The 23,533-nt window shown below is 53.9% G+C and carries 22 protein-coding genes; 8 read left to right on the forward strand and 14 right to left on the reverse strand.

Annotated features, from left to right (window positions below; translation table 11 throughout):
* Positions 1 to 53: 53 nt before the first annotated feature.
* The 3 genes from terL to GOV88_RS03520 are packed head-to-tail and all read right to left on the reverse strand — an operon-like array spanning position 54 to position 3,337.
* Positions 54 to 1,532: a phage terminase large subunit gene (gene terL / locus GOV88_RS03510; protein WP_171239539.1), complete on the reverse strand. Its 1,479-nt coding sequence runs from the start codon at positions 1,530 to 1,532 to the stop codon at positions 54 to 56.
* Positions 1,519 to 1,950 (reverse strand): DUF5681 domain-containing protein, encoded by a 432-nt coding sequence (locus GOV88_RS03515; protein ID WP_093964947.1) that lies wholly within the window; start codon positions 1,948 to 1,950, stop codon positions 1,519 to 1,521. The genes terL and GOV88_RS03515 overlap by 14 nt, the downstream gene beginning before the upstream one ends.
* Positions 1,943 to 3,337: a DNA methyltransferase gene (locus GOV88_RS03520; protein ID WP_254449145.1), complete on the reverse strand. Its 1,395-nt coding sequence runs from the start codon at positions 3,335 to 3,337 to the stop codon at positions 1,943 to 1,945. Before GOV88_RS03520 ends, GOV88_RS03515 begins: the two co-directional genes overlap by 8 nt.
* Before the next feature lie 448 nt (positions 3,338 to 3,785).
* On the opposite strand from GOV88_RS03520, the gene GOV88_RS20695 reads away from it, so the two are divergent.
* From GOV88_RS20695 to GOV88_RS03540, 4 genes are all read left to right on the forward strand, one after another.
* Positions 3,786 to 4,016, forward strand: coding sequence for a DUF3489 domain-containing protein (locus tag GOV88_RS20695; protein WP_171239540.1), 231 nt, complete (start codon positions 3,786 to 3,788; stop codon positions 4,014 to 4,016).
* Positions 4,013 to 4,429: a DUF2924 domain-containing protein gene (locus GOV88_RS03530; RefSeq protein WP_093964944.1), complete on the forward strand. Its 417-nt coding sequence runs from the start codon at positions 4,013 to 4,015 to the stop codon at positions 4,427 to 4,429. The genes GOV88_RS20695 and GOV88_RS03530 overlap by 4 nt, the downstream gene beginning before the upstream one ends.
* Positions 4,426 to 6,105, forward strand: coding sequence for a recombinase family protein (locus tag GOV88_RS03535; RefSeq protein ID WP_171239541.1), 1,680 nt, complete (start codon positions 4,426 to 4,428; stop codon positions 6,103 to 6,105). The genes GOV88_RS03530 and GOV88_RS03535 overlap by 4 nt, the downstream gene beginning before the upstream one ends.
* 896 nt (positions 6,106 to 7,001) lie before the next feature.
* Complete coding sequence (locus GOV88_RS03540; RefSeq protein ID WP_171239542.1) at positions 7,002 to 7,340, forward strand: hypothetical protein; 339 nt, start codon at positions 7,002 to 7,004, stop codon at positions 7,338 to 7,340.
* Between the two features lie 607 nt (positions 7,341 to 7,947).
* On the opposite strand, the gene GOV88_RS03545 is transcribed toward GOV88_RS03540, so the two are convergent.
* The 7 genes from GOV88_RS03545 to GOV88_RS03575 all read right to left on the reverse strand — a co-directional run bounded on the left by GOV88_RS03545 (position 7,948) and on the right by GOV88_RS03575 (position 14,494).
* Positions 7,948 to 8,820 (reverse strand): NAD(P)-dependent oxidoreductase, encoded by an 873-nt coding sequence (locus GOV88_RS03545; protein WP_171239543.1) that lies wholly within the window; start codon positions 8,818 to 8,820, stop codon positions 7,948 to 7,950.
* Positions 8,821 to 8,834: 14 nt separating this feature from the next.
* On the reverse strand, positions 8,835 to 9,797 hold the full coding sequence (locus GOV88_RS03550) for a D-glycerate dehydrogenase (RefSeq protein WP_171239544.1): 963 nt from the start codon (positions 9,795 to 9,797) through the stop codon (positions 8,835 to 8,837).
* Positions 9,798 to 9,801: 4 nt separating this feature from the next.
* The gene (locus tag GOV88_RS03555; RefSeq protein WP_171185274.1) at positions 9,802 to 9,996 is read right to left on the reverse strand and encodes a hypothetical protein; all 195 of its coding nucleotides are present in this window, start codon (positions 9,994 to 9,996) and stop codon (positions 9,802 to 9,804) included.
* Between the two features lie 4 nt (positions 9,997 to 10,000).
* Positions 10,001 to 11,356, reverse strand: coding sequence for an amidase (locus tag GOV88_RS03560; protein ID WP_171239545.1), 1,356 nt, complete (start codon positions 11,354 to 11,356; stop codon positions 10,001 to 10,003).
* Complete coding sequence (locus GOV88_RS03565; protein WP_170486367.1) at positions 11,353 to 12,717, reverse strand: TRAP transporter large permease subunit; 1,365 nt, start codon at positions 12,715 to 12,717, stop codon at positions 11,353 to 11,355. Before GOV88_RS03565 ends, GOV88_RS03560 begins: the two co-directional genes overlap by 4 nt.
* On the reverse strand, positions 12,710 to 13,318 hold the full coding sequence (locus tag GOV88_RS03570; RefSeq protein WP_171239546.1) for a TRAP transporter small permease subunit: 609 nt from the start codon (positions 13,316 to 13,318) through the stop codon (positions 12,710 to 12,712). The genes GOV88_RS03565 and GOV88_RS03570 overlap by 8 nt, the downstream gene beginning before the upstream one ends.
* 81 nt (positions 13,319 to 13,399) lie before the next feature.
* A complete protein-coding gene (locus GOV88_RS03575; protein ID WP_171239547.1) occupies positions 13,400 to 14,494 on the reverse strand; it encodes a TRAP transporter substrate-binding protein in 1,095 nt (364 codons plus the stop codon).
* 231 nt (positions 14,495 to 14,725) lie between these two features.
* Here GOV88_RS03575 and GOV88_RS03580 point away from each other — a divergent pair, with 231 nt between their 5' ends.
* On the forward strand, positions 14,726 to 15,559 hold the full coding sequence (locus GOV88_RS03580) for an IclR family transcriptional regulator (RefSeq protein ID WP_171239548.1): 834 nt from the start codon (positions 14,726 to 14,728) through the stop codon (positions 15,557 to 15,559).
* A 117-nt stretch (positions 15,560 to 15,676) separates the two neighbouring features.
* On the opposite strand, the gene GOV88_RS03585 is transcribed toward GOV88_RS03580, so the two are convergent.
* Together GOV88_RS03585 and GOV88_RS03590 are read right to left on the reverse strand one after the other, a co-directional pair.
* A complete protein-coding gene (locus GOV88_RS03585; RefSeq protein WP_171239549.1) occupies positions 15,677 to 16,477 on the reverse strand; it encodes a glutathione S-transferase family protein in 801 nt (266 codons plus the stop codon).
* 4 nt (positions 16,478 to 16,481) lie between these two features.
* The gene (locus tag GOV88_RS03590; RefSeq protein ID WP_171239550.1) at positions 16,482 to 16,925 is read right to left on the reverse strand and encodes a cupin domain-containing protein; all 444 of its coding nucleotides are present in this window, start codon (positions 16,923 to 16,925) and stop codon (positions 16,482 to 16,484) included.
* Positions 16,926 to 17,067: 142 nt separating this feature from the next.
* Between GOV88_RS03590 and GOV88_RS03595 the strand changes: the two genes are divergently transcribed.
* Entirely contained in the window at positions 17,068 to 17,988 is a 921-nt protein-coding gene (locus GOV88_RS03595; RefSeq protein ID WP_254449146.1) for a LysR family transcriptional regulator, read from the forward strand.
* A gap of 221 nt (positions 17,989 to 18,209) precedes the next feature.
* Here the strand turns inward: GOV88_RS03595 and GOV88_RS03600 are convergent, their stop codons facing one another.
* Positions 18,210 to 19,109 carry a hypothetical protein gene (locus GOV88_RS03600; RefSeq protein WP_254449147.1) on the reverse strand — a complete coding sequence of 300 codons (900 nt, stop codon included), beginning with the start codon at positions 19,107 to 19,109 and terminating at the stop codon, positions 18,210 to 18,212.
* 138 nt (positions 19,110 to 19,247) lie between these two features.
* A complete protein-coding gene (locus GOV88_RS03605; protein ID WP_171239552.1) occupies positions 19,248 to 19,769 on the reverse strand; it encodes a glutathione peroxidase in 522 nt (173 codons plus the stop codon).
* Between the two features lie 579 nt (positions 19,770 to 20,348).
* Between GOV88_RS03605 and GOV88_RS03610 the strand changes: the two genes are divergently transcribed.
* Together GOV88_RS03610 and GOV88_RS03615 are read left to right on the forward strand one after the other, a co-directional pair.
* Positions 20,349 to 20,846 carry a lactoylglutathione lyase family protein gene (locus tag GOV88_RS03610; RefSeq protein ID WP_171120870.1) on the forward strand — a complete coding sequence of 166 codons (498 nt, stop codon included), beginning with the start codon at positions 20,349 to 20,351 and terminating at the stop codon, positions 20,844 to 20,846.
* Between the two features lie 478 nt (positions 20,847 to 21,324).
* A complete protein-coding gene (locus GOV88_RS03615) occupies positions 21,325 to 23,529 on the forward strand; it encodes an adenylate/guanylate cyclase domain-containing protein (protein WP_171239553.1) in 2,205 nt (734 codons plus the stop codon).
* Positions 23,530 to 23,533: the final 4 nt, after the last annotated feature.

A 23,533-nucleotide genomic window follows, 5' to 3' on the forward strand; every position in this document is an offset into this window, starting at 1 on the left:
ACATCGGCCCTCCCAGTACTATTCAACGAGTTTTCAAGCTCAACTCCGAGATCCTACCGTCGCCTGACCCTCTCTCGATTACGCTCCCGACGTTCGATGTTGATCCGGTGGTCGCGGCCCAATGCCCGGTAGAAGCCCGGTCCCTTGGACCAGTTCAGAAAGTGGGCAAAGCTGTCGACCTGATCGTCGTTGCGTCCGCGTGGAAAGGACTGAAGCTCCCGTTTGAATACCGGCAGCCAGGGTGCATCTGCAGGCAGATAAACCTTGCCCTCTTCGACAGGACCGCAAGCGGACTGGAACCGGGTTTCCTTGTCCTTGTCGGGTTTAATGCGTTCGTAGCGCCGACGGTCATCACGAAACAATTCGTCCAAAAGAGGTTTGCCGGAGGCCGCATCTTCGATCAGGACACGATCGGGATCCCAACGGCCGACAAGTTGCAGTGCCTTGGCTTTCAGGTCTGGGTAGTCTACCTGCCCGCGCCAGACGTCGATAAGATGCCACGCATTTTCGCGGAACCCCCAGGTTGTACAGACAGAGAAATCAGACCGGGGGTCTGCCGACATGCCCGTATCCCAGCTCTGAACCACCAGTTGGAACCAGCGGCGATCTTCGATGGTCTCGTAGGTGCCAAACCACTCCCAGCGCAAGGGCGACCCGTCGGGAGCAATGGGGTTCTGCTGATACTGGCAATTGAACACGGCCGAGCCCATTTCGCGACGCTTGGTATCCAGCGTTTGCTGATCCAAACGGGACGGGCACAGGAGATCACCCGGTTTGCGGCGCATGACCCTTCCACGCCCAAGAGGAACCACCTCATGGCCTTCTGCGATGGCAGGCAGATTCAGATGCCGGTAGGTCCCGCGTTCGAGCAGATAACCCGGCGGATCCATCTCGTGCAACCGTTGCGCAACCATAACCACACGCCCTTCGGCCGGATTGTCGAAGCGCGACAACAAGGTCCCCTCAATGAACTCCTGCGCCTTGACCAGCTCGGCTTCGGAGCCGGCATCTCCGGCTTTCAGCAGGTCATCGATGATGATGTAATCGGCGCCATGACCGGTGACAGAACTTCCAATGGAGACAGCCTTACGGCTGCCTCCCTTTGTGGTGCGGATTTCTTCTGAGGTGTTGCCCTTTTTAGCCAAGACCGTTTCAGGGAACATTTCCCGGTACCAGCGCGCAGACATGATCCGACGACAATCTTCGGAATGTTTGCGCGCCAGATCCAACCCATAGCTGGCAACGATGATCTTGGCGCTGGGGTTATGACCGAGAAGATAAGCGACATATGCAACGGCCACGGTGACCGATTTCAGGCAACGTGGCGGGATGTTGATGATCAGTCGCTTGTTTTCGCCTCGACGGACATTGTCCAACTCATGGCACATGGCCCGCACATGCCAGGCCGGATCAAAGCTGCGGTCAGTTCCCTGGTGCAGCGTGCCAAACACACGCCAAACGAAGGGAAAGAAATTGTCCCGGCAAACCTCGCGAGCGGCTTGCACGACGATTTTTGGATCAGGAGTCGTCATCTTCCGCCTCCTCGTTTTCCAGATCACCGTCACCGTCCAGTTGGCTGGAAAAGAAATCCCGGAGGATGTCGTAGTCGACAGCGTCGGGCTCAACCGTACGGACGCTTTCTTGCGCGTCCAATTCACTTGCGTTGAACAGATCTGTGTCCAGCTTAAGCAGCGCCATCAACAATTTCGTGTCGCCCTTCAACGCGCCTGCCGTGAACCGCTTGGCAATTGCCTCAGCCTTGGAAATCCGGATTTCGTGGCTGCCTTCGCGAACCGTAATCTTGGTTTCCAATTCACGTTTCAAGCTGGCATTCACCCCCTTGGCACCTTTCGGCCGCCCTTTCGGATTGCCGGATCGGCCTTTTTTGAATTGGGTCGCTTTGGGCGGTTTGCCGTAGCCGACCTCATACTCTTTCGTATCGTCAGACATGACCCACCTCCTGTTCTGAAGTGGTATCGTTGGCCGCAAAACGCGCATCGAACGTCTGGCCTGTTACCGCGTGCACGGCGCTATCACCGGTCATCTCCTGCCAACGGCGGATGGCCACATCGACATAAGCCGGGTCGAGCTCAATAAGCCGCGCTTGGCGCCCGGTTTTCTCAGCTGCCAGCAGAGTCGCGCCGGACCCGCCAAAGGCGTCCAGCACGACATCGCCGCGGTGGCTCACATCCATGATGGCATCTGCAACCAGAGCTGTCGGCTTCACCGTGGGATGATCCGCGAGATCCGCCTCGCGCCCTGCCCCAAAGCTGTTCACACCGGCGTAATCCCAGACGTTGGTCCGGTTGCGCCCGTGTTTGCCCAGCTCGACGTTGTTGATGTGCGGCGCACCAGGCTTCTTGAAAATGCAAATCAGCTCATGCTTTGAGCGATAAAGGCTGCCCATGCCTCCGTTCGTCTTGTTCCAGACGCAGAGATTGATGAGGTCCAATCCAGCTGCTTTGCCCGCCGCAATCAGTTCTTCGATATGACGCCAGTCCATGCAGATCATCGCGATGCCTCCGTTCGGCAGGCAGTCAAACAACTGCGTGATCGCGCCTGAAAGAAAGCCGCGGAACTCGCTATCCGTCATTTCTCCCGACGCCATGGCAAACTCGCGGTGTTCGGCGCTATTGCCGGACCGCACATGCCCATTGACAGGCACGTTGTAAGGCGGATCGGTGAAGACTATCTGCGGGGTCTCGCCTTCCAGCAAGGTGTCGTAGCTCTGGGCTTGAAGGGCGTCCCCGCAGAAAATGCGATGATCTCCGAGAACCCAGAGGTCGCCCGGCTCCGTGACTACGGGTGCCGCAGGGTCCGGCGTCTCAACAGTTTCCGCTACAGATACCGTCACCTCACCGACGCTGTCGATAATGATGTCGATCTCCGGTGTTTCGAACCCTGTGATGTCCAGATCAAAGTTCAACTCGCCATCAAGGCTGAGGTCCATCAGCTCGGCAAATTCGATCTGCAACGCCGCTTCATTCCAGTCCGACAATTCCGCCAGCTTATTGTCCGCAATGCGCAGAGCGCGCACTTCCGCTTCTGACAAATGATCCGCGACAACAGTCGGTACGGAATTCAACCCCAGGGCCTTAGCGGCCTCATAGCGGCCATGACCCGCGATGATTGTGCCCGAACCATCCAACAGGATCGGAGTGACAAAGCCAAACTGGGCCACCGATGCTTTCAGTTTGTCGACATTCTTGGCCGCGTGCACGCGGTTGTTGTTGGCGTAGGGCTTGATCTGGCTGATCTTCAATTGGATGACTTTCTCCGCCATCCAGATCGGCGTATTGGACGCCAGAGCGTCACTTAGTGTTTTGTTGGCAGGCATAACCGCCTCCTTTTGCGTGACGCCGCGCGGACGTCGAGATGGAGGGATCGCGTTGGAAAATCGGAGAGAGCACAAATCGCAACTCCCCGGACCAATCGATCCGAGACGTTGCTCCTTTGAATGCTCTCTGCGGAAACCTGTGTTTCCAATGAGTGCTGCCTGCGGGAGCAGTTTCCCGCCCTGATAGTCCGGGCGATTAGGTCGAATGTAGGTGCCATCAATACGAGACGCAACCCCCCAAACTAAAAGTAACCAATTAAGATTGTTGACGAATAATCGGGGGTACGCCAGCAACGCCCTTCAAAACACACGCCTAAAGTAATCGCTTCAGAAAGAGCTGGACTGTTGCCGTCAACCACGCATCACTGAACCCACGCCCGAGCCATTCGGGCGCTCCTCGGTACCGGGGTTCGGCATCTAGCCAGCCCCAAATCAGAGGAGACAATACATGTCCAAGCGGAAGCAAACCAAAATTGACAAAGTGCAAAACTTGTTGCGCCGCCCGAGCGGCGCCAGCCTTGAGGCGCTCTGCAAAGCAACGGGATGGCAGCCTCATTCGGTCCGAGCAGCTCTAAGCGGTCTGCGGAAAAAAGGCGTCACAATTGAACGGCGGACATCCGACAAACCAAATGGACCATCCACATATCATCTGGCGGCGGGAACTGGAGAAGCGTCATGACCAAGACGAGCGATGTCGCCGATCTCGCCGCCATGGGTCGATCGGATCTGGTCACGCTTTGGCAGCAACTGTTTGATCAACCCGCCCCCGCCATGCTCAGCCAACCCTTTCTGCGCCGCTTTATCGCCTTTGAGATGCAGTCCCGCCGTCATGGCAGGCTACCCCGCCAGGTCAAAGCCACGCTGGAAAAGGGCTCTGGGAAGAAACCCCGGCCTACATGCCCTGCCCTAAAACCCGGCGGGCGCCTGCTACGCGAGTGGAATAGTGTGACCCATGTAGTCGACGTTACAGAAGACGGCTTCACTTGGAACGGTCGGTCCTATCGCTCACTCTCGGCCATCGCCCGAGAGATTACCGGCGCGCATTGGTCAGGGCCGCGTTTCTTTGGGCTCACCGGCAAGGCGGCCAAATGAGCCCGCGCCGTAAAATCCGATGCGCCATCTACACGCGCAAGTCCTCAGAAGATGGTCTGGATCAGGACTTCAATTCGCTGGATGCGCAATATGAGGCCTGCGCGGCCTATGTCGCAAGCCAGCGACATGAAGGCTGGACCCTGTTGTCCGGGCGCTACGATGACGGTGGCCTGTCGGGCGGCACCCTAGAGCGACCCGCCCTTCAGCGCCTTCTTGAAGAGATCGATGCCGGGCGTATTGACATGGTGGTGGTCTACAAGATTGACCGGCTGACCCGGTCGCTTGCCGACTTCTCTAAGCTGGTCGACCGGCTGGAACAGGCAAACTGTTCTTTTGTGTCCGTCACGCAGGCCTTCAATACCTCATCTTCCATGGGCCGGTTAACGCTGAATGTGCTGTTGTCCTTTGCTCAGTTTGAACGGGAAGTCACCGCCGAACGTATTCGCGACAAGATTGCAGCGTCGAAGAAGAAGGGGCTTTGGATGGGTGGCAACCTGCCTCTGGGCTATGATCGCCACCCCGATCCGAAGGCAAGAACGCTGGTGGTGAATGAAGAGGAGGCCAGAACGGTCCGGCATCTCTTTCGGCTTTATGACGAGCTTGGTTGCCTGCGCAAAGTAGAAGAACGGGCAACGGCAGAAGACCTGCGGTCAAAACGGGTTGTTCGGACAGATGGCAGTGTGAAGGGGGATTGTCCGCTGTCACGGGGTCAAATCTATTACCTGCTGCGCAATCCGGTCTATCTCGGAAAAATCCGCCACAAGGATAAGATCTGGGACGGACAACATCCGGCGATCATCGATCAGGACATCTGGGACCGGGTGCAGGAAAAAATGCGACAGGCCTCCAACCGCTCGCGGGCACGCGGCGACTCCGATGCGCGCCAACACTCCACTGACCCCGGGGCCTGGCTCACCGGTCTGCTGTATGACGAAACTGGTGATCGGTTGACGCCGACCCACACCACGCGCAAAGGCCGACGGTTGCGCTACTATATCTCCAATCGACTGATCTCAGGCGGCAAGGATATCTCTGGCTGGCGACTGCCCGGCCCAGCGCTGGAAAACGCGGTCATTGATGTCATCGTCAGACATTTGCAAGACGCCGCCGCGGCGCACCAAGTACTGGCGCAGCCGGAGGCCGGGTCAGCCGAGGCAGTTCAGACTTCAGTTGCGGATTTAGTAACCCGGCTTCTAGGCCATGGCTGTCAGATCGGCGCTGCTCTTCTGGCCAAAGGCAAACTTGCACGAGGACAGATCGACCTCGAATTTAACCCCAAAACTCTGGCAAGCGCACTTGGCATCGCGGCCGATCATCTGCACCCGGATCTCACCCACGTCACCGCATCTTTCGATCTGTGCCGCCGCGGCGTCGAGGCCAAGGTCATCGCCGGAGACATGGCACCCCAACCTGATCCCCACCTCCGGTCCATGCTGATCCGCGCCCATGGCTGGGCCCGTGATCTGAAGGCCGGAGTTCAACTGATGGAGATTGCCCGCCGCGAAAGCGTCCCTGACGCCTTCATCCGCACCCGTGCTCAGCTCGCCTTTCTCTCACCAAAGATTCAAACGGCGATTCTCGACGGGAGCCAGCCGCCCGAACTCACACTCAAGCGTCTGGTCAGCGTGACCCACCCACTTGAATGGTCCGAACAGGAACGCCTGTTCGGCTTCTGACATCTCCAGCTCCTGCGTCCCTGATACAGACTTCGCCCTCCCTGATCCGGCGGAACAATTCCCTGTTCGCACGAGGAAATTCCCTGTTCCACCTTTTAGGGAATTTGCAACATAAACCTCTGAGAGACATACAGTTCTGATAGAAGAAATGACGGAAGTCAGTCCCGGTTTGCGAATATTCCCTGTAAATTGCAGGTTATCAGGGAAATCCAGCCCAAAGCGACCCCGCTAAAATGCGACACTGAGACTCGCGCCTGAATTGTCCTCTGAATGTACGGTTTGCTTCGTCTCTGATTGAAAGCGCATGCGCCAACGCGCGGGAATTGCGTAACAATTCCGGATCAGAAAATACAACTGAAGTGAGACAGGTATGAGTGGCGGGGAGACAGGGATTCGAACCCTGGGAACGCTCTCACGTTCAACGGTTTTCAAGAGCGGCAAAACGACGGTTTTCTTTACGTCCTTTACGTTATTTACGCATTTAACGTACACACATGCCCTAGTTTACGCGATTGACGCCCCCAACATGTTCCACCGTCTGTTCCATGGAGCTGGCATGAACCACTCATCGATGGTCGGCGGGACCGGTCTGCTCAGACTCAGCCGGCAAGGGATGGTCTGGCGGCTCGACCCCGTGCTTGTGAAGCTATTCAAACACCGCGCCCTAGTCGTCCTGCAGCGAAGGCTGCGCTACACTACTCCCTCAGAGATTCCAGTTTGCATCGAAAGTCATAAGGGATGGTTCGGGGCCCTTTACGCATGGCGAATGTTCCAATTTTGTTCTGCGGCTTGTCAATTGGCGCCTGCGGGCAATACCTTGACAAAAAATCGCAAGCTGGAGGGTCAAAACCGGCATAAGTGCTAATTTGCCAATCAGCAATTTAGTGAGCAGACCATTGAAACGACCAGCCATCTTAACCGCCGCTGCTTTGGCTTTTGGAAGCGGTGCAAAGGCCGACACCATTGAATTCGACCAAGCCACTTATGAATGCATCTTAGACGTTAAACTTGAGGACGCAGATGTAGACATTTTTTTAGACAAAATGGGCTTGTCGATGCGAGCTGCATTCGAAGTCGTCATCGATGACCAATACAAGGTTTTAACGGTAGCGCGCATTGCAGAAGGCAGCAAACTGTCTCGCGCGTTTTCAGAGGAAGATGCAGATAAACGCGATGCTGACTACGAGAATTACGCGGTCAAGATACTTGATAACTGCTTGGATGCGCGCGGCTAGCGTTAAAACAGCCAAAACGGCCTGAGGATTCACTTTTCGCACATTCTATCAAAATATGAATGTCTGCAGCGGGACTTTAAGGAGTCATTCAAGTATATAACGCTAATGTCGGTTTTGTCCGCGAAGCGGCCATTGCTGAGCCTCAGGCCAACGTCCGCTTGTCGGCAGAGGCAGAAGCCATTGCATAAGCTCTGCCTCGACTGATCACCTGCTGAATATCTTCGTCATGACATCCATCGATACCTTCACTGCCTTGGGTTTGTATTAGATGTCCACATGAGAGATTTCATCACACTCCCGTGCCTAAAGCTCATTCGTTAGCTTTTCGACACACTGAGCTGAGTAGTGCGCTGTGGAGGCAATTGTGAAGTAGAAACGCTGATGTGAAGGCCCGCAAAGGCGCGTAGCCGCCAGGTTGTCAAGGCCAGCATTATAAGCACAGTGCCATCCCGCGGATACATCAACCTGTGCTGCTTTGTTGGTGCTACTTCTGCATGAACCGTTGCCAGAAACATTCCCTCCCTGAACAATGCCGAATTGTGAAACAAACATCGAAGTTTGGGAACCCGATTACCTCGCCCCGCAGGGCGCTTCAAAATTTAGTGGTTTAGTCAAGCGCCCTAAGGCGTTTGAAAAGCGAAGAGGTGTCCCAGCGACCGCCCCCAAGTTTTTGGACATCCTTGTAGAATTGATCAACCAGCGCGGTCACAGGCAGACTTGCGCCGGTTTCGTTGGCTGTATCAAGACAGATGCCCAGATCCTTGCGCATCCAGTCAACTGCAAACCCGTAGTCGAAATGATCTTCGAGCATTGTTTCGTGTCTGTTGTCCATCTGCCAACTACCGGCCGCGCCTTGGCTGATAACTTCTACAACAGAACGTCCATCAAGGCCCGCTTTCTCGGCGAAGTGCAGCGCTTCGCTCAATCCCTGAACCAATCCTGCGATTGCGATTTGGTTGCTCATTTTTGTTAATTGCCCAGCACCGCTCTCGCCGATACGTCGACAGATTTTTGAGTAAACTTGCATGATAGGTTCGGCAGCGTTGTATACAGGCTGATCGCCTCCACACATAATCGAAAGAACGCCGTTTTCTGCCCCGGCCTGACCGCCGGAGATTGGCGCATCCAAAAAACCCAGGCTTTGTTCTTTCGCCGCAGCGTAAAGTTCGCGCGTGACCTTGGCAGAGACAGTTGTGTGGTCGACTAGCGTTGCGCTCTGTGACATGCCACCGAATGCGCCGTCTGGCCCAATGCAAACGTTCCGAAGATCATCGTCATTCCCGACGCATGTCATTACGAACTCTGCACCTTCGGCAGCTTCGCGGGGTGTAACGCGCGCAGAGCCACCATGCTCCGCCACCCACGCATCGGCTTTGGCGATTGTTCGATTATAAACCGTAACGTCGTGCCCCGCTGCCTTTAGGTGACCGGCCATTGGGTAACCCATTACGCCTAATCCGAGGAAAGCTAGTTTTGCCATTAAAGTGTCCTCTTCTACAAAAGGTCTCGGGGTGTTTTGCCAGCAAAGAATGCGTCCAAATTATCCAAGGCGCGAAAGCCCATTGCGTCGCGGGTTTTCGTCGTTGCGCTTCCGATATGCGGCAACATGAAGATGTTCTCGTACGCGGCGAACTTTGGGTTGCCCCCCGGTTCCGTCTTGAAACAATCTAAGCCCGCGGCGGAAAGCTTTCCGTTTTCGATCGCGTCCAACAGCGCGTCTTCATCTACAAGGGCACCTCGGGCGGAATTCACGAGAATTGCTCCGTTCGGTAACTCGGACAAACGTTTGGCGTTCATCAGGTCAAGAGTTTCGGGGGTAGCAGGGCAATGAAGTGATAGGAAGTCGGCGACTGGAAGCAAAGTGTCGATATTTTCGTGGTAAATTGCTCCGTTTTCCTGATCGGCCGACAGGCGGGTGCGATTGAAATAGTGAATTTCCATTTCAAACCCGCGGGCTTTTTTTGCAAAGGCCCGACCCACGCGCCCCATCCCGATGATGCCGAGCCGCGCACCTGTGACTTGCTTGCCAACCATGAAAGACGGGCTCCAACTGTCCCAGGTGCCCGACCGCATTAGGCGGTCGCCTCGAGCCGCGTGTCGCGCTGCACCGAGCAAGAGCAGCATTGCCAATTCTGCCGTTGCATCAGAAAGAACATCGGGAGTGTTTGTCACCGCAATTCCTTTTGCCGCCAAAGCTGAAAGATCGCAGTGATCAACACCAACGGAATGGTTAGCAACAATCTTCAAGCGCGGGTCTAGTTGCGACACAACCTCGCTCGAGAAGTGTTCCGAATGGCAGGGCATCATCGCGTCGACCTTTGCACTCATTGCGATGATTTCTTCCGCGGTGCCCGGTGTATCGGTTTCGTTGAGGATTACGTCATAGTCCCGGCGCGCGCGATCGACGGTAGCATCGGATAATCGACGTGGAAGCCAGAGGACTGGTTTATTGCTCATCGGGTCAGTCCTTTTTGATTGCGTCTTCCCACAAATTGTATAGCGCAAGCGCTATTACGAAGACTGCAATACAAAGGAATGGCAGACCGCCCCAGAACCCGGCAAATCCTGTCGAGATACTGTGCGCGAGACCAAGGACGAAAATCATCATCAGTCCTGTGCCGATTATGCCCATGAGAATGTTTGTCAGACGTGACATACGTTTACTCTCCGTTTTGTTCCTGTGCTCTTAAGCTGCGTTGAACCCAGGATGCCGTGCGTAAAAGTCGGTCATCCTCTTCGATAGCCCCAATTAGCTGGACGCCGATGGGCAGGTCGTTATGTCCGACCAGCAATGGCAGCGTGAGACATGGCAAACCCGCAAGTGTCCAGGTCAGACAGAAAACGGAATCGCCGGTGTGCCCCACAGTCAGTGGAACAGCTTCTCCTGTTGCTGCCGGGGCCAAGATTGCATCGAATTCGTTGAAATACTCTGCAAAAAAGCCTTGAGCAGATGCCATGACGGATAAGGCATCTTCGTATTGGGTCTCGCTGATATTTGCGCCGCGGTTTATTGCGGATTGCATCTCGGCGCTGATTTCTGACCAATTGGTATTCGCAACTTCCATCATATTCTGTCGAATTTCGTAGTCATAGATCGTTTTGTGTACGTTGATGAGATCAGCCAGTTGAGGGGATACCGAAAAGCGCTCGACCCGGCCGCCTAGGCTGTCAATCACTGCATTCAGACCATCAAGGGCATCTGCATCGAGGCGGTCGTTGAACGGAAAATCCAGCCAGGCAATGTTCGGCTCGACCGGAACGTCCGCCTGAGCGCCGGTCAACATTTCCGCGCGTGGCCGAGCAAAGCTGGCAGGATCGCTTTGGTCATATCCGGCCACCACATCTGCCAGCAAAGCGACATCCTCAAGCGAGTTGGCAAACCCCCCAACGTGATCCAAAGAAACCGACGTCCTGAAAACCCCGCTGCGCGAGATCATTCCACGGGTCGGCTTGAAGCCATAAACGCCGCAGAACGAGGCCGGACGGATGACCGACCCGCCGGTCTGTGTCCCGATAGCCAAAGGTACGTGTCTGGCTGCTACGGCTGCAGCCGATCCGCTTGAAGACCCCCCAGGTGTTCTATTCTGATCGAAGGGGTTGGTGGTGTCGGTCGGATGCATAAAGGCAAACTCGGTTGTCTTTGTCTTGCCCATGATGACAGCGCCAGATTCTCGAAGTAGTTCAACTAGCCTTGCATCTGTTTCAGGTTGTCGGCCCTCAAAGATCGGTGTCCCCCGCTGGGTGGGCAAATCTTTTGTGTCGACAATGTCCTTCAGCGCTACGGGCACACCATGCAGCGGACCAGTTGCCCGGCCTGCCTTTCTGATGCGATCCAACTCGCGGGCCTGATCCAGCGCTAAGCCTGCGTCAAGGTAAGCCCACGCGCGCAAAACACTGTCGGTTTCCTCGATACGCTTCAGGCAGTCTTCAACTAGTGCTTCGGAAGAAAAACGTCCGTCCCGAATGCCCTCGGCGGATTGGACCGCCGAGAACAATGACAGATCATGCTTGGTCATGGCACCCAAACCCCAAATAGGTAGTCAGGCAACCAAAGCGCGATGCCCGGGAACTGGTACATGAGCACCATGCAAAGGATCACGATGGCCAGATAGGGCATCAAACCCTTGAAGATCTCCATCAGTTGGATCTGGTTCTTGAGAACCCCTTTTAGGTAGTACGCTGACATGGCCATCGGCGGCGTCAGAAACGAGGTCTGCAAGTTGAGAGCAACCAGCATCGCGAAGAAATACGGGTTGACCCCAAAGGTCTCCAGCATAGGCAGAAAGATCGGCACGAAGATGATTAGGATCTCGGACCATTCAAGCGGCCAGCCAAGCAGGAAGATGATCAACTGAGCTAGTACCAAGAACTGCCAAGGTTGCAGATTCATGCCAACGACCCAATGCTCGATAACGTCATGTCCACCGAGATACGAAAAGATCGACGCAAAGGTCCATGAACCCACGAACAACCAGCACACCATTGCGGTGGCCTTGGCAGTTAGGAAAACGCTTTGTTTAACCTTGTCCCATGTGAGCGACCTGTAAAGCATCGCTAGCACCAGTCCGCCCAATGCGCCCATTGCAGCTGCTTCAGCCGGGGTCGCCAAGCCTCCTAGAATTGAGCCAAGTACCAGCATGATCAAAACGGTCAAAGGTACAAATGATACCAACAGGTCCATATAGATTTGGCGTTTTGGAGGAATGTCGTCCTCTTGCGGCTTCGGTGCCAGCGATGGATTCAACCAAACGCGTACCATCACGTAGACGATGTACAAACCCGCCAGCAGCAATCCCGGAAAAACTGCCGCAGCATACAAACGCAATGGCGAAAGCTCAGCAATTGCGGCATAGACGATCAACATAATTGAAGGCGGGATCAGAATGCCCAAAGTACCGCCCGCGCAGATAACGCCAGAAGCGAAGCTACGTTGATACCCTGCATTTGCCATCGCTGGATAGGCCAGCAGGCCCATCAGGGTAACAACCGCGCCAACAATCCCGGACGCCGTTGAGAATACAGCACAGGTCAGAAGTGCGGCGATTGCCAGTGACCCGGGTAGGTTTCGGGCAGCCATATACAGTGAGAAGAACAGACGATCGACGATGTTCGCTCGCTCAACCACGTATCCCATAAATAAGAATAATGGGATTGCAACAAGCGTGTCGTTCTCCATCACCGAGTAGGTGTTTTGGTTGAGAAGATAGAAGATGTTGTTGTTGAAAATATCCGCGATGCTCTCTGGCGCGGACTGGTAATAGGCGTAGTACCCAAATCCAACACCCATAGCGAGCAGTGTGAATGCGATTGGAAAGCCCAGCAGCACCAAAACAATGAAGAGGCTGAGCATCAAGATGGCGACCTGAGGATCAGTCATCGTTGCGGCCTCCTTCTTCGGTGCCCGTAGTCCGAATTTTGTCGATAGTCTCTTCCATCAACATGTCCTCGGTCTCGCGCACGTCATCTAGCCGCTCAAGCCAGACACCATTTCGCATTGCCAGCCAGCATCGCGCCATTTCAGCAAGTCCTTGCAACATCAACAAGAAACCAGCAACTGGGATCAGAGTTTTGAAGAAGTAGATTTGGATTCGGGCGGGGCTGTTCCAGCTGACCTCTTCATAGCGCCAACTGTCTTTCGCTATCTCCCATCCGTACCAAAACAACGCGAACATGCCGGGGAAGAAGAAGAGGATGTACAGAACGAAATCGACACGGGCCTGCCAGCGGACAGAGAACAATCGATACAGAACGTCGCCCCTGACATGAGCATCTTGAGCCAATGCATATGCCCCGGCCATCAGGAACAAAGCGCCGTACATTTGGACCATCATATCGAACGCCCAGACGGTTGGCTTGTTAAGCACATAACGGACGAACACTTCGTAGGACACGGAAAGTGTCAATACTAGGATGCACCATCCAAAGGCTTTGCCGACCCATTGGCTTAGCCCTTCGATGGCGTGGATTGTCTTGATCAAGGTCAGTTCCTCGCCTGTTCTGCCCGGAGTTTAGGAAGCCGCACAGCAGCGCGGCTTCCAATCTTCAGAGATCGTCAGACCTCAACCGAAATAGTGCTTGTAAGCCAGTTTGTAGTCCGGCTGGTTCAAGTTGAGGTAGTTCATCACTGTTTTTGCGTAGGCCTTCTGGCTATCGACAACTTTGGCAAAGAATGGATCTTCATTTGAGATCCTATCGACCACAACGTCCCACGCCTCAAGCTGGGCCTGCATCACACTGTCAGGTGTGCGATACACGTTCACCCCTTGCTCTTCGGCCAGCGTTACCAAATCATCTGCGTAACGCTTTGTGTTGTTCCAATAGAAGTTGGAGTTTTCGGCCTCTGAAGCATATTTCAGGATTGCTTGAAGCTCGGGCGCCAGAGCGTTGAACTTGTCTTTGTTGAAGGTAACCTCGAAGAACTCCTGACTCTGGTGGAAGGATGCCAAGTGATAGTGCTTGGACACATCCTGCATGCCAAAGTCGCGGTCTGATGTCGGGTTGTTGAACTCGGCCGCGTCGATAAGGCCAGATTTCATCGCGGGCTGGATTTCGCCGCCAGGAAGCTGCACTACCGACATACCCATCTCGAGCAGAACATCTGCCGCAAGGCCAACGGTACGATACTTCAAGCCGTTCATTTGGTCAGAACTTGTGATCTCTTCTTTGAACCAGCCCAACGGTTGTGCCGGCATGGGCGAGTTAAAGAAGGACACGACGTTCAGTCCGAGGATTCCCATCAACTCGTCGAACAGTTCCTGCCCACCTCCGTAGTTTACCCAACCCAGTACTTCTTGGCTGGACCACCCAAAGCACGGACCGGTCCCAAACAGCGACGCTGTTTTGGATTTGGAGTACCAATACGCCGGTACGTAGTGCGCTGCATCCAGTACGCCGCGATGAACCGCGTCCTGCATTTGACTAGTTTTCACGACCGAGTTCACAGGCAGTAGCTCGATCGTCAGCTTGCCACCGGACATTTCGTTGACGCGATTTACGTAAGACTGTGCATTTTCAAGAAAAATGCCTCCGCCCCAGGCTGCTTGCATCTTGAGGTTTGTTGCTTCCTGCGCATGGACCGCCGGGGCCGCGAGCGCACCAGCGCCTACAACAGCAGAGCCACGCAGAAAATTTCTGCGGTTCAAAGATTTTGTCATGTTTCCTCCCTTGACTGCGCCATCTCCGTTTTCTGCTTCGGTACTGGCGCCGATCCGCGTTTAAGCGGATGTGGACAACGATAAGCCAGATTCTAAATTTTTCAAAATATTTTGGAATAACCTTCTGTTTTAAGCTTCAAATGCCTATAAGCAATTGAAATAAATTATTTAATATTTTTCATTTTTTTACAAGTCTTGCCGGGCTAGAGTCTTTAGACAAGAAACAGAGCATTGGTTTCACTGATTATGAACTCACACAAAACCGCCAATCGTCGAGGACGTCCGCGTCTTAAGTCGAAAGAAGAAAAGATCGTCGCACCACCTGTTGGGGCACTTGATCGCGGTATTCGTGTCTTGATCTACATAGCCGACACACGCTGTGCTACGCTGGCTGAGATTTCAAAGGTTACAAAGATACCGCCTGCAACGGCACACAGGCTTCTGACAACGCTGCAGCAGCGTGGCATGGTGATTCATGATGTTGGGCAAGGCAAATGGCGTATAGGCCCGCAAGCGTATCGCATTGGCAGCACCTTTGAAGAAGGGTCAAACTTGCTGGAAGTTGCCCCGCCAGTGATGAGGGTGCTGTCAGAAGAAACTGGAGAGACTGCAAATCTAGCAATCGAGGAAGGTGGCCAATTGCTCTACCTTACCCAAGTCGAATCCGACAATCCGATAAGGGCCTCTTTCAAGAACGGGACAGCGGCTTTTTTTCACACATCCGGTGTGGGTAAAGCCATCATGGCCTTTATGGACAAGCCTGAGTTAGAGAGTCTTTTGACGCCGCTAACACTGGTAAGTCAGACGCCAAATTCAATTACTGACATAAAGGAGTTACAGGAAGAACTCCGTAAATCCAGGCATCGGGGCTGGACGTTGGACGATGAAGAACGCTTCCCAGGCATGCGTTGTATTGCAGCGCCTGTATTCGACTCTTTGGGAAAGGTTGTGGCTGGCGTTTCGATCTCGGGACCAATTACAAGATTTCCAGACAGTAAGCTCGAAACTCTGGCGGTATCGGTCGTCAAGGCAGCGACGGATATCTCAGAAAGACTGCAAAGCTAGTCTTTGGGAGGTTAACTTCCCGCAAATGAGAATCCCTTTTTAGGTATCTGCATAGAGCCCAAATTGTCCGATGCCGCGCGGCGCATGAATTTCCGTTACCGAGTATCTACTCCATGGTCATGCGACAAGGCCAAGCTCTTTGTCGGAGGCAGTAACTGCATACTTTTCCCTCGGGGGCATGGGCCTTGACTGCCAGGGCGGTTCGAAGGTGAAACTTGAAACGCTGCGGCCGTTAGGCAAGGCACCGTTTCCGGCCCCGAGCGCGTAGTCGTAGTAAAGCTTGACGATCTCTTCTTCGGTCACCTGCGCTGTTTCTGGATGCGCCATGCATGCATCACGCCACGCTCGTACCCGGTCATAGTCTTTGCCAACGGGTAGTGTGAACCCTTCGTAGTAGTCAAGGAACCAAAACCGCTTGAACATTGGGGTAAAAACAGCCTCTGCCAAACCGAAGTCCTCGAACAAGAATGGGCCAGTCGGATTATGATGAGCTAGGAAATCATCAAGGTCTCGATAGAGCGCCAGGATTTTATTCAAATGCTCATCTCGGCGCGCCTGGTCTTGATTCATGACAAAGAGATAGCCCGCCATTGTGAAGGGTCCTTCACGCGCGATCAGCATCGACTCAATGGCGTGCTCGGCAGGATCACTGCGGCGCAGTGGTGCCCCCGGTAGAGCCTCGTCAAGATAACGCAGGATCACAAGGCTTTCTTTCAAAATACGGCCGTCGCCGGTTTCCAGCACGGGCAAGGCTGTCGTCCCTAGGGTCTTGGCCAGCAATTCAGGGTCGCGCGGCTTGGTGATGTCTACTACACGAAATTCCACGGCATCCGTCAGTCCGCGCAGCGCCAGTAGGATTTCCAGTCGCTGCGAAAAGGGACAGACGGGGATATGATAGACGATGTGTTTCTTAGCCATGGCTTCAATCCAACGGCGGGCCGGTGAAGGCCATGTTGTGCCGCTTGGCGCTCTCTTCAATGGCGGGCATGTCTTCTGGGATACGGCACTGACCGGCTGCCATGTCGGAAAAGAAACCTTCGAATCCGCCGGGCGATAGTATCACGAGATGGCGGCAAGGTTCGTCGTCTGTCACCTTGAAGGTATGTTCCTTGCCTCGTGGGATGAATACGCTTTCGCCAGCCCCTGCGGAAAACTCCTCGCCTTCCAACCAGAACCTGCATGTGCCGGTGAGGATTACGAAGGTTTCGTCTTCGTTTTGATGCACGTGGCGTGGAGGGCCGCTACCCGCAGGCGAACAACTGTCCACAATAGACATAGTGCCACCAGTCTGTTCTGAGCCGAGGATGGTTTTGTATTTTACGCCGAGCCATTCGATGGCTCCGTCGATTTGGGCCAAGTCCTTCATCGTTCCTCTCCATTGGCATTGGATTGAAACGAAAGCGCTTCCGTTGACAGAAACTTATCCGAAGGCCAACCTATCAGGCAAACCGCAATATCTAATATAGGATATCGGCCAGGTGAATTTCGCTACACTGGACCTCAACCTTTTGCGCGTGCTGGACGCCCTTTTTAGCGAAGGCTCAACCGTCAAGGCGGCCGACAAGCTCGCCATGTCGCAATCCGCAGTCTCCGGTGCATTGTCGCGTCTTCGTCATGCCTTGGACGACCCCCTTTTTGTCCGACAGGGAAACCGTTTAGTCGCTACCGATTATGCATCCAGGATTGAATCCGGTTTGCGCGAAGAACTCGAACGTCTTGAGGCTCTGCTAGCTCCGCCAGCTACCTTTGATCCAAGAACCGCTGAAGGCACTTTCCGGATCGCCGCCAGCGATTTTTTCGCGGAACTCCTGATGCCACCTTTGGGTGATTTCCTGCAAAAGTCGGCGCCCAATCTACGAGCGCAGCTGGTTGATCTGGTTCCGAATGACTATGTGGCCAGTCTTGAGCGACGCAACGCTGACATTGCGCTGATCCCGGATTTGCTCCTGCCGGACTGGGTCAATCGGGAGCCGCTTTTCCATTCGCCGTTCCACGTGATAGCTCGCAAGGGAAATCCAAAGCTTGAGGGGCTTCAGGAAGGGACACAAATGCACATGGATATGTTCTGTGCGCTCCACCATGTCTTGTTCTCCCCCGAAGGGAACTTGGCCGCGATGGGCGATGCTGCCCTAAACCGCGTCGGAAAACAGCGACAGGTTGCGATGACCGTGCCCGTCTTTAGTGGCGTGTGCCGAGCGGTAAGTGAAAGCGACCTCATTGCGCTTGTGCCCGCTCAGCTCGCAATGAAAGTGGCCAAGACATTCGAACTGAAGGTGTTCGAACCTCCGATGCATATTGAACCAGCGTTGATCATCGGCATCTGGCACAAGCGTTCTGACAACGCCCCGATGGCGGCTTGGATGCGTAGCCAAGTCTTTGAATTAATGAAGGGTCTGGAATTTGACAGTCAGTTAAACTTTTCCACGTAGAACCCGTCGGATAAATACAAGTTGATGTTTGAAAGACTAAATCGGATTACACGAATCAACCAATGCAGACATTCGCTCAGCCGCAACGAACGACAGCTTTGTCCGCAGAGCTGTCATTCCGCGCAACTCTCTCCCTTGTCTGCTTCGCGGACAAAGCAGTGGTTCAGCTCAGACGCGAGAAAACCTCCCCACACATATGGCAAACTGGCTCGATGCCGTGATCAGAACCTGACCCTAACCGCCAGCCCAACCAATGGTGCAGTGTCATACCTTTGCCGACTGATTTCTACTCCGTTCGCATCATCTAAAGTCAGGCGGCCATCAAATTCTGCGCCCGCAAACACGCTCATTGAAACCCCAGGATTCGGATTGTACCCAAGAGAAAGAACTACAGGGATACTCTTATCTTCACCCACCCCATCCGGGGCGAGGCCATCCCCATCTAACCTGAAACGAATTCTCTCTGAGCGTGCGGTCAACGAAAGGTCGATAGCCTCATTTAGAGCGTAGCTCAGCGACAACCCGGGGCCTTGCGTTGCTCCGACACCAGAGCCAGTGTTCAAATTCCAGCGGTCATTTATGTCCCAGTCGATAAGCAGAGCCGGAAAAAAATCAGTACCGCTTTCGTCAAATTCAGAAAACGCGCCAAAGGCCGGACCTATCGTTAGGCGCTCGTTCAGTTGCCATGCAATACCTGCAAAAACACCGTAGGTTCTACCGTCAGATGAGGAGGCCCCGCTTTGGTAGTCCCACCTGATCTGTGGCGAAACAAAAACCGTTGTTGTATCCCCCACACGAAACCGGACAGGAACAGCTACGCGAAGGTCCCGGATGTTTTCCCAAGGCTGGTTGTTAGATTGGCTGAAATTATAATCCAGCTTGCCAAAGCTGGTGGAAAGCCCAACGCTGCTTCCGCCTTCTAGATTGTAAAGTGCGGTAGCACGTAGAAACGCTCGACTTGCAGAGAACTTCCCACCGCCACTCAAATCCGCATCCCCTTGAAACGCGGCAAGCCCATCAACCTGATACGCCCATCCTAACCGAGGCTGGGCAGCCGACGGAAACGCGGTGAACCCAAGAAAAACAAATCCAAAGCAGCACGTTAGAAGAAGGTTTTTCATCTGACATTTTCCACGTGAGACTGGTTTCCTTTTGGGATGCCATTGCTCGACGAGCGGTTCAAGTCCGATACCCGCACAATCATCTGGGTGCTTGCGTTTTGTGACGAATGGGTAGTGTGATCCGTCTGGAGCGGTTTTTCATGGCAGGAGTTCCTCGATCTTGTTCGTAATGGACGCCGAAAGCGGATCAACGGTTGACCTGTAGGTTTCTACGACTGTGCCATCGGGGCCGATCAAGACCTTGTTGAAATTCCACCTTGGCATGAATCCTTCCTCCTCTTTCAAGGACCGGAAGAAAGGGTGAGCGTCAGGGCCGGTCACGTGTGTTATCACGCTCATCGGCAAATCGATTCCGTATTGCAGTTCGCAGAAATCGCGCACTTCGTCGTTGGTGGCCAGTTCTTGCTTGAAGTCATCCGAAGGGACCGCGACAACAACCAATCCGCGGTTGCGATACCTATCATAAAGGTCTTGAAGCCCCCGGTATTGACGGGTGAACGCGCATTGGGATGCCGTATTGACAACTAGAACCGGTTGACCGTTCCAATCTGACAAAGACAAGGTTCCCCCGTCAATCGAGTCAAACTTCGCGTCAAGTTCAAGGGCGCGCACTTGTTCGCCTAGCAATAGCAAGCCGCAAAGCACAATTATCCGTAACATTCCACACCTCCATTTTCATAGTTGGATACGGAAGAACAATGCGGACGGATTTCATTTTGTGGACATAGCGCGCGGGCCGCGTGCAACTGCCGGCGGTCGCAACTCAGAGATAGAAAATTGGGGAAGTTCGAAAGCTCAATTCAGGCCCATTTTCAAAAATTATCTTGTTCCTCAGTGGCAACGTCAAAATGGCTTTACCCGAATATATTTGAAATCGGTCGTCGCTGGGACGCAGAAAATCATACCAGAACTAGTAATGCACTCGGCACTTTGCGAAGCGCAATACTGTAATTTGAACCTCTGTACTTTGAACTTCCGCGCTACGACGGGCTTTAGACGCAATAAAGAAGAAGACGTTTTCTGCAGGCTAAACAACAACGCCTGCATTGCTGACGTGGTCGCTTTCAATACCGGGCAGATATCTACCCGTGGATCAACGCTGAAGGGTCAATCAATTTGCTGGCAGCAGCTGTGAATTCGGCAATCACAATTTGACTTTTCCTTTGTTAGGCAGACTTCTACTTGCAGATCATTTTATTGAAACTGAACCTTGGTCCAAAATAGTTGAAAGGAACTACAATGTCGCACACACCTCGATCCTTTTCTCACATAGGGCTTTCTGTGCCAGACGTTGATGAAGCCGTAAAATTTTATTCCGAGGTATTTGGCTTCTACGTCATCATGCCGCCGACAGACGTTCTCGAGGATGATAGCGATATTGGTGTAATGTGCACGGACGTCTTTGGACCAGAATGGAAAAAACTGCGCATAGCTCACATGGCGACTGCGGATCGCGTTGGGATTGAGATTTTCGAGTTCGACGGGAATTATGCGCCTGAAAACAACATGGACTACCGGCGCAATGGGACATTTCACTTTTGTATCCAAGATCCCGACGTGGAAGGTCTGGTGGAAAAAATCGTAGCGGCAGGGGGAAAGCAGCGGATGCCCATTCGTTACTATTATCCGGGCGATAAACCTTACCGGATGGTCTATGTTGAAGATCCATTCGGTATTGTTTTCGAACTATACAGCCATTCCTATGAATTGACGTATTCGTCCGGTGCTTACAAATGAGAAACAATTCAATTTGAAGGCTGCTTTGGCTCCAAATAACCGTTCTCTGCGTTGCAGCGCCTCTCAAGTTTTTGAGCGACTGCTTTGAGGTCTGAGCGATCGCTAGTTTCAATTCGCTTCAACGACCGCTTTGCGGACAAAGCCGCCCGATGCTGGCGCAGCGAAAATAAAATCGATTGTTCGACAGTGTCACGGTATCGCCCGCGACGGCGCAGCACGATTTCTCGATACCGGACGTTCAAATCATGCATTTGGGCCAAAACTTAATCAGGCCGTTCGCTTCGCTCGGATACAATGTTTCAAATGCGGAGCAAGCTGCCTTATGCTGCTGCGGAGACAACTGGCTTGTTGCGCCACCGTACCTTTGCAAACCAAGCACCCGCCCAGCCAAATATTTTTAGCGAGCGCAGTTTCCGTCACGTTTTTTTTAGTGTTAACTTCGCAGTACTGCCCGCATTTTGGAGGAGAGGGGCAAACCTTGGAACGCAGGCTTGCCGCCATATTCGCCGCAGACGTAGTCGGTTTCAGCCGTATGATGGCCGAGGATGAGGTGGGCACTTTCGAACGTTTGACCACGGTGCGCCATGACATCCTCACCCGTTTGATAGATGAAAAGAACGGGCGGATCGTCAAGCTTATCGGCGACGGACTGCTGGCCGAATTTGCAAGCGTTGTTGATGCAGTCGAGGCTGCGATCCAGATACAAGAGGCGGTTAAGGACAGAAACGACACCATTGATCCCCACCAGCGTATCGAATTGCGGATTGGTATCAACCTGGGAGATCTAATCATCGATGGCGACGACATTTACGGAGACGGTGTTAACATTGCGGCGCGCCTGGAACCCCTAGCTACGCCCGGAGGCATCTGCATCTCGCGCGAGGTTTACGAACACACGCGCGGCAAAGTCAGTAAGCCATTTGAATCTGCGGGTGTCCACCGGGTCAAAAACATACCTGAGCCTCTCACGGTATTTCGGATGGCGGACCCGAATGGCTCAAAATACACTTCACTGTCTCGCTTCAAAGTTCGAGGCGCTGTCACGGCGGTGGCCGTAATAGCGGTTCTTTCAGGTGCCGCTTTTATATTGCGTGATGGCATAGTTGCCCTTTTCGGCGGCGCTGAAAGTGAAATCATCGCGGCAGAGGACGGGCTGCCTTCTCTCGTCGTGTTGCCCTTTGAAAACCTCGGGCTGCCAGACGCGGAACGCTACATCGCAGATGGGCTCACGGACGATCTGATTACAGATTTCTCGAAAGTCGCCGGGCTGATGGTGATCGGCAGCAACACCGCGTTTTCCTATCGGGACCGGACAATCGACAGCAGGTCCATCGGTCGCGAGTTGGGGGTGGGCTATGTTCTCGAAGGCAGCGTGCGCAGAGCTGGAACTCGGCTTTTGGTCAACGCGCGGCTGACAGATGTGAGCAGCGGGCAGACAGTATGGGCCGAGCGGTTGGAGCGAGACGAAGCCGATATTTTCTCCATGGAGGCTGGCCTGATAAACGAGATCATTGATCAACTTGGTGTGGATGTGAGTGTGTCCGAAAAGGAGCGGATCGAACGCCTACCTACAACGGATCTGGAAGCATATGACTTCTTTCTCAGAGCCGAAGAAGCCGCTCGCAGCGGCTTTCGGCCCAAGCTGCGCGAAGCGTTGAGCCTCTATTCGGAAGCAACCGCAATCGACCCGACTTTTGCCAGGGCATTCGCGGCACAGGCCCGCACCGAGGCATTGATCATGCGCCGCAACTATGACGATGTGCTGCCCTTTCCGGTCGCCCGGAAACGCGCCTACGAACATGCCGGTCGTGCCTTAGAAATTGATCCCGATGCGGCGATGCCTTTTGCAGTATTAAGTGAGTTGCAGACTGTGGATCGAAGGTATGAGGAAGCGATGCGCTCGGCGCAGCTTTCTGTCGAGAAGGCCCCCGGTGAAGCATCTGCCTATCTTGCGCTGAGCTTTGCGCAAACATTTTACGGACGACATGAAGAGGCGATCGAGAATTTCGAAACGGCTCTGCGTCTCAACCCACTATCGCCGGGCTATGCACGTCAGATCGCAAGCTTGTCCTATATTCTGACAGGGCGTCCCCAACGTGCCGTCGAAATCCTTGAGGAGATAAAAGGCAATTCTCAAGGTATTGAGGACTACTTTAACATCCTCGCTGCCGCCTATGGAGAGGCTGGCCAGACGCAAAAGGCGCAAGCAACTGCAGACGAGGTGGCCGAATTTGCTCCGCATACTTCGGCGCAACTCTACAAGGTCTTGTTTGCGCATTTTCGGAAGCAGGAAGAACTCGATCGGATCATTGATGCAATGTTGACTGCGGGCGTGCAGGAATGGCCCTTCGACTTTCAACCTGGCGCGCGCGAAAAGCTATCTGCCGACGCGGTTACCGCTCTGATCGATGGCAACGTATGGCAGGGAAACTTCGAAGGCCGCGGACCCGGCTTGTTGCAGATTTCAGAGAACGGAAGTATGGCCTTGCGCGCATCCACATTGTTTGTCACTGGATCGGCATTTGTGAAAGATGACACATTGTGCTTGCAACAACCCGGTCTTTCGCTTGGTCGCCCGGCTTGTGGCATGGTCTACAAAAATGCCGAAGAAGAGGTCGCGGCGAGCGCGCCTTACAGCTACATCAACCCGCATATTCTGTTTCACTTTAGACCTGGCGGATGACCAT

Origin of the sequence: Ruegeria sp. HKCCA5491 (assembly GCF_013034565.1) — a bacterium.
Classification (GTDB): domain Bacteria; phylum Pseudomonadota; class Alphaproteobacteria; order Rhodobacterales; family Rhodobacteraceae; genus Ruegeria.

Excerpts from the sequence above, each read along its gene's own strand:
- terL (WP_171239539.1), bottom strand. The coding sequence starts at position 1,532 with ATGACGACTCCTGATCCAAAAATCGTCGTGCAAGCCGCTCGCGAGGTT.
- GOV88_RS03515 (WP_093964947.1), bottom strand. The coding sequence starts at position 1,950 with ATGTCTGACGATACGAAAGAGTATGAGGTCGGCTACGGCAAACCGCCC.
- GOV88_RS03520 (WP_254449145.1), bottom strand. The coding sequence starts at position 3,337 with ATGCCTGCCAACAAAACACTAAGTGACGCTCTGGCGTCCAATACGCCG.
- GOV88_RS20695 (WP_171239540.1), top strand. The coding sequence starts at position 3,786 with ATGTCCAAGCGGAAGCAAACCAAAATTGACAAAGTGCAAAACTTGTTG.
- GOV88_RS03530 (WP_093964944.1), top strand. The coding sequence starts at position 4,013 with ATGACCAAGACGAGCGATGTCGCCGATCTCGCCGCCATGGGTCGATCG.
- GOV88_RS03535 (WP_171239541.1), top strand. The coding sequence starts at position 4,426 with ATGAGCCCGCGCCGTAAAATCCGATGCGCCATCTACACGCGCAAGTCC.
- GOV88_RS03545 (WP_171239543.1), bottom strand. The coding sequence starts at position 8,820 with ATGGCAAAACTAGCTTTCCTCGGATTAGGCGTAATGGGTTACCCAATG.
- GOV88_RS03550 (WP_171239544.1), bottom strand. The coding sequence starts at position 9,797 with ATGAGCAATAAACCAGTCCTCTGGCTTCCACGTCGATTATCCGATGCT.
- GOV88_RS03555 (WP_171185274.1), bottom strand. The coding sequence starts at position 9,996 with ATGTCACGTCTGACAAACATTCTCATGGGCATAATCGGCACAGGACTG.
- GOV88_RS03560 (WP_171239545.1), bottom strand. The coding sequence starts at position 11,356 with ATGACCAAGCATGATCTGTCATTGTTCTCGGCGGTCCAATCCGCCGAG.
- GOV88_RS03565 (WP_170486367.1), bottom strand. The coding sequence starts at position 12,717 with ATGACTGATCCTCAGGTCGCCATCTTGATGCTCAGCCTCTTCATTGTT.
- GOV88_RS03575 (WP_171239547.1), bottom strand. The coding sequence starts at position 14,494 with ATGACAAAATCTTTGAACCGCAGAAATTTTCTGCGTGGCTCTGCTGTT.
- GOV88_RS03585 (WP_171239549.1), bottom strand. The coding sequence starts at position 16,477 with ATGGCTAAGAAACACATCGTCTATCATATCCCCGTCTGTCCCTTTTCG.
- GOV88_RS03590 (WP_171239550.1), bottom strand. The coding sequence starts at position 16,925 with ATGAAGGACTTGGCCCAAATCGACGGAGCCATCGAATGGCTCGGCGTA.
- GOV88_RS03600 (WP_254449147.1), bottom strand. The coding sequence starts at position 19,109 with ATGAAAAACCTTCTTCTAACGTGCTGCTTTGGATTTGTTTTTCTTGGG.
- GOV88_RS03605 (WP_171239552.1), bottom strand. The coding sequence starts at position 19,769 with ATGTTACGGATAATTGTGCTTTGCGGCTTGCTATTGCTAGGCGAACAA.
- GOV88_RS03610 (WP_171120870.1), top strand. The coding sequence starts at position 20,349 with ATGTCGCACACACCTCGATCCTTTTCTCACATAGGGCTTTCTGTGCCA.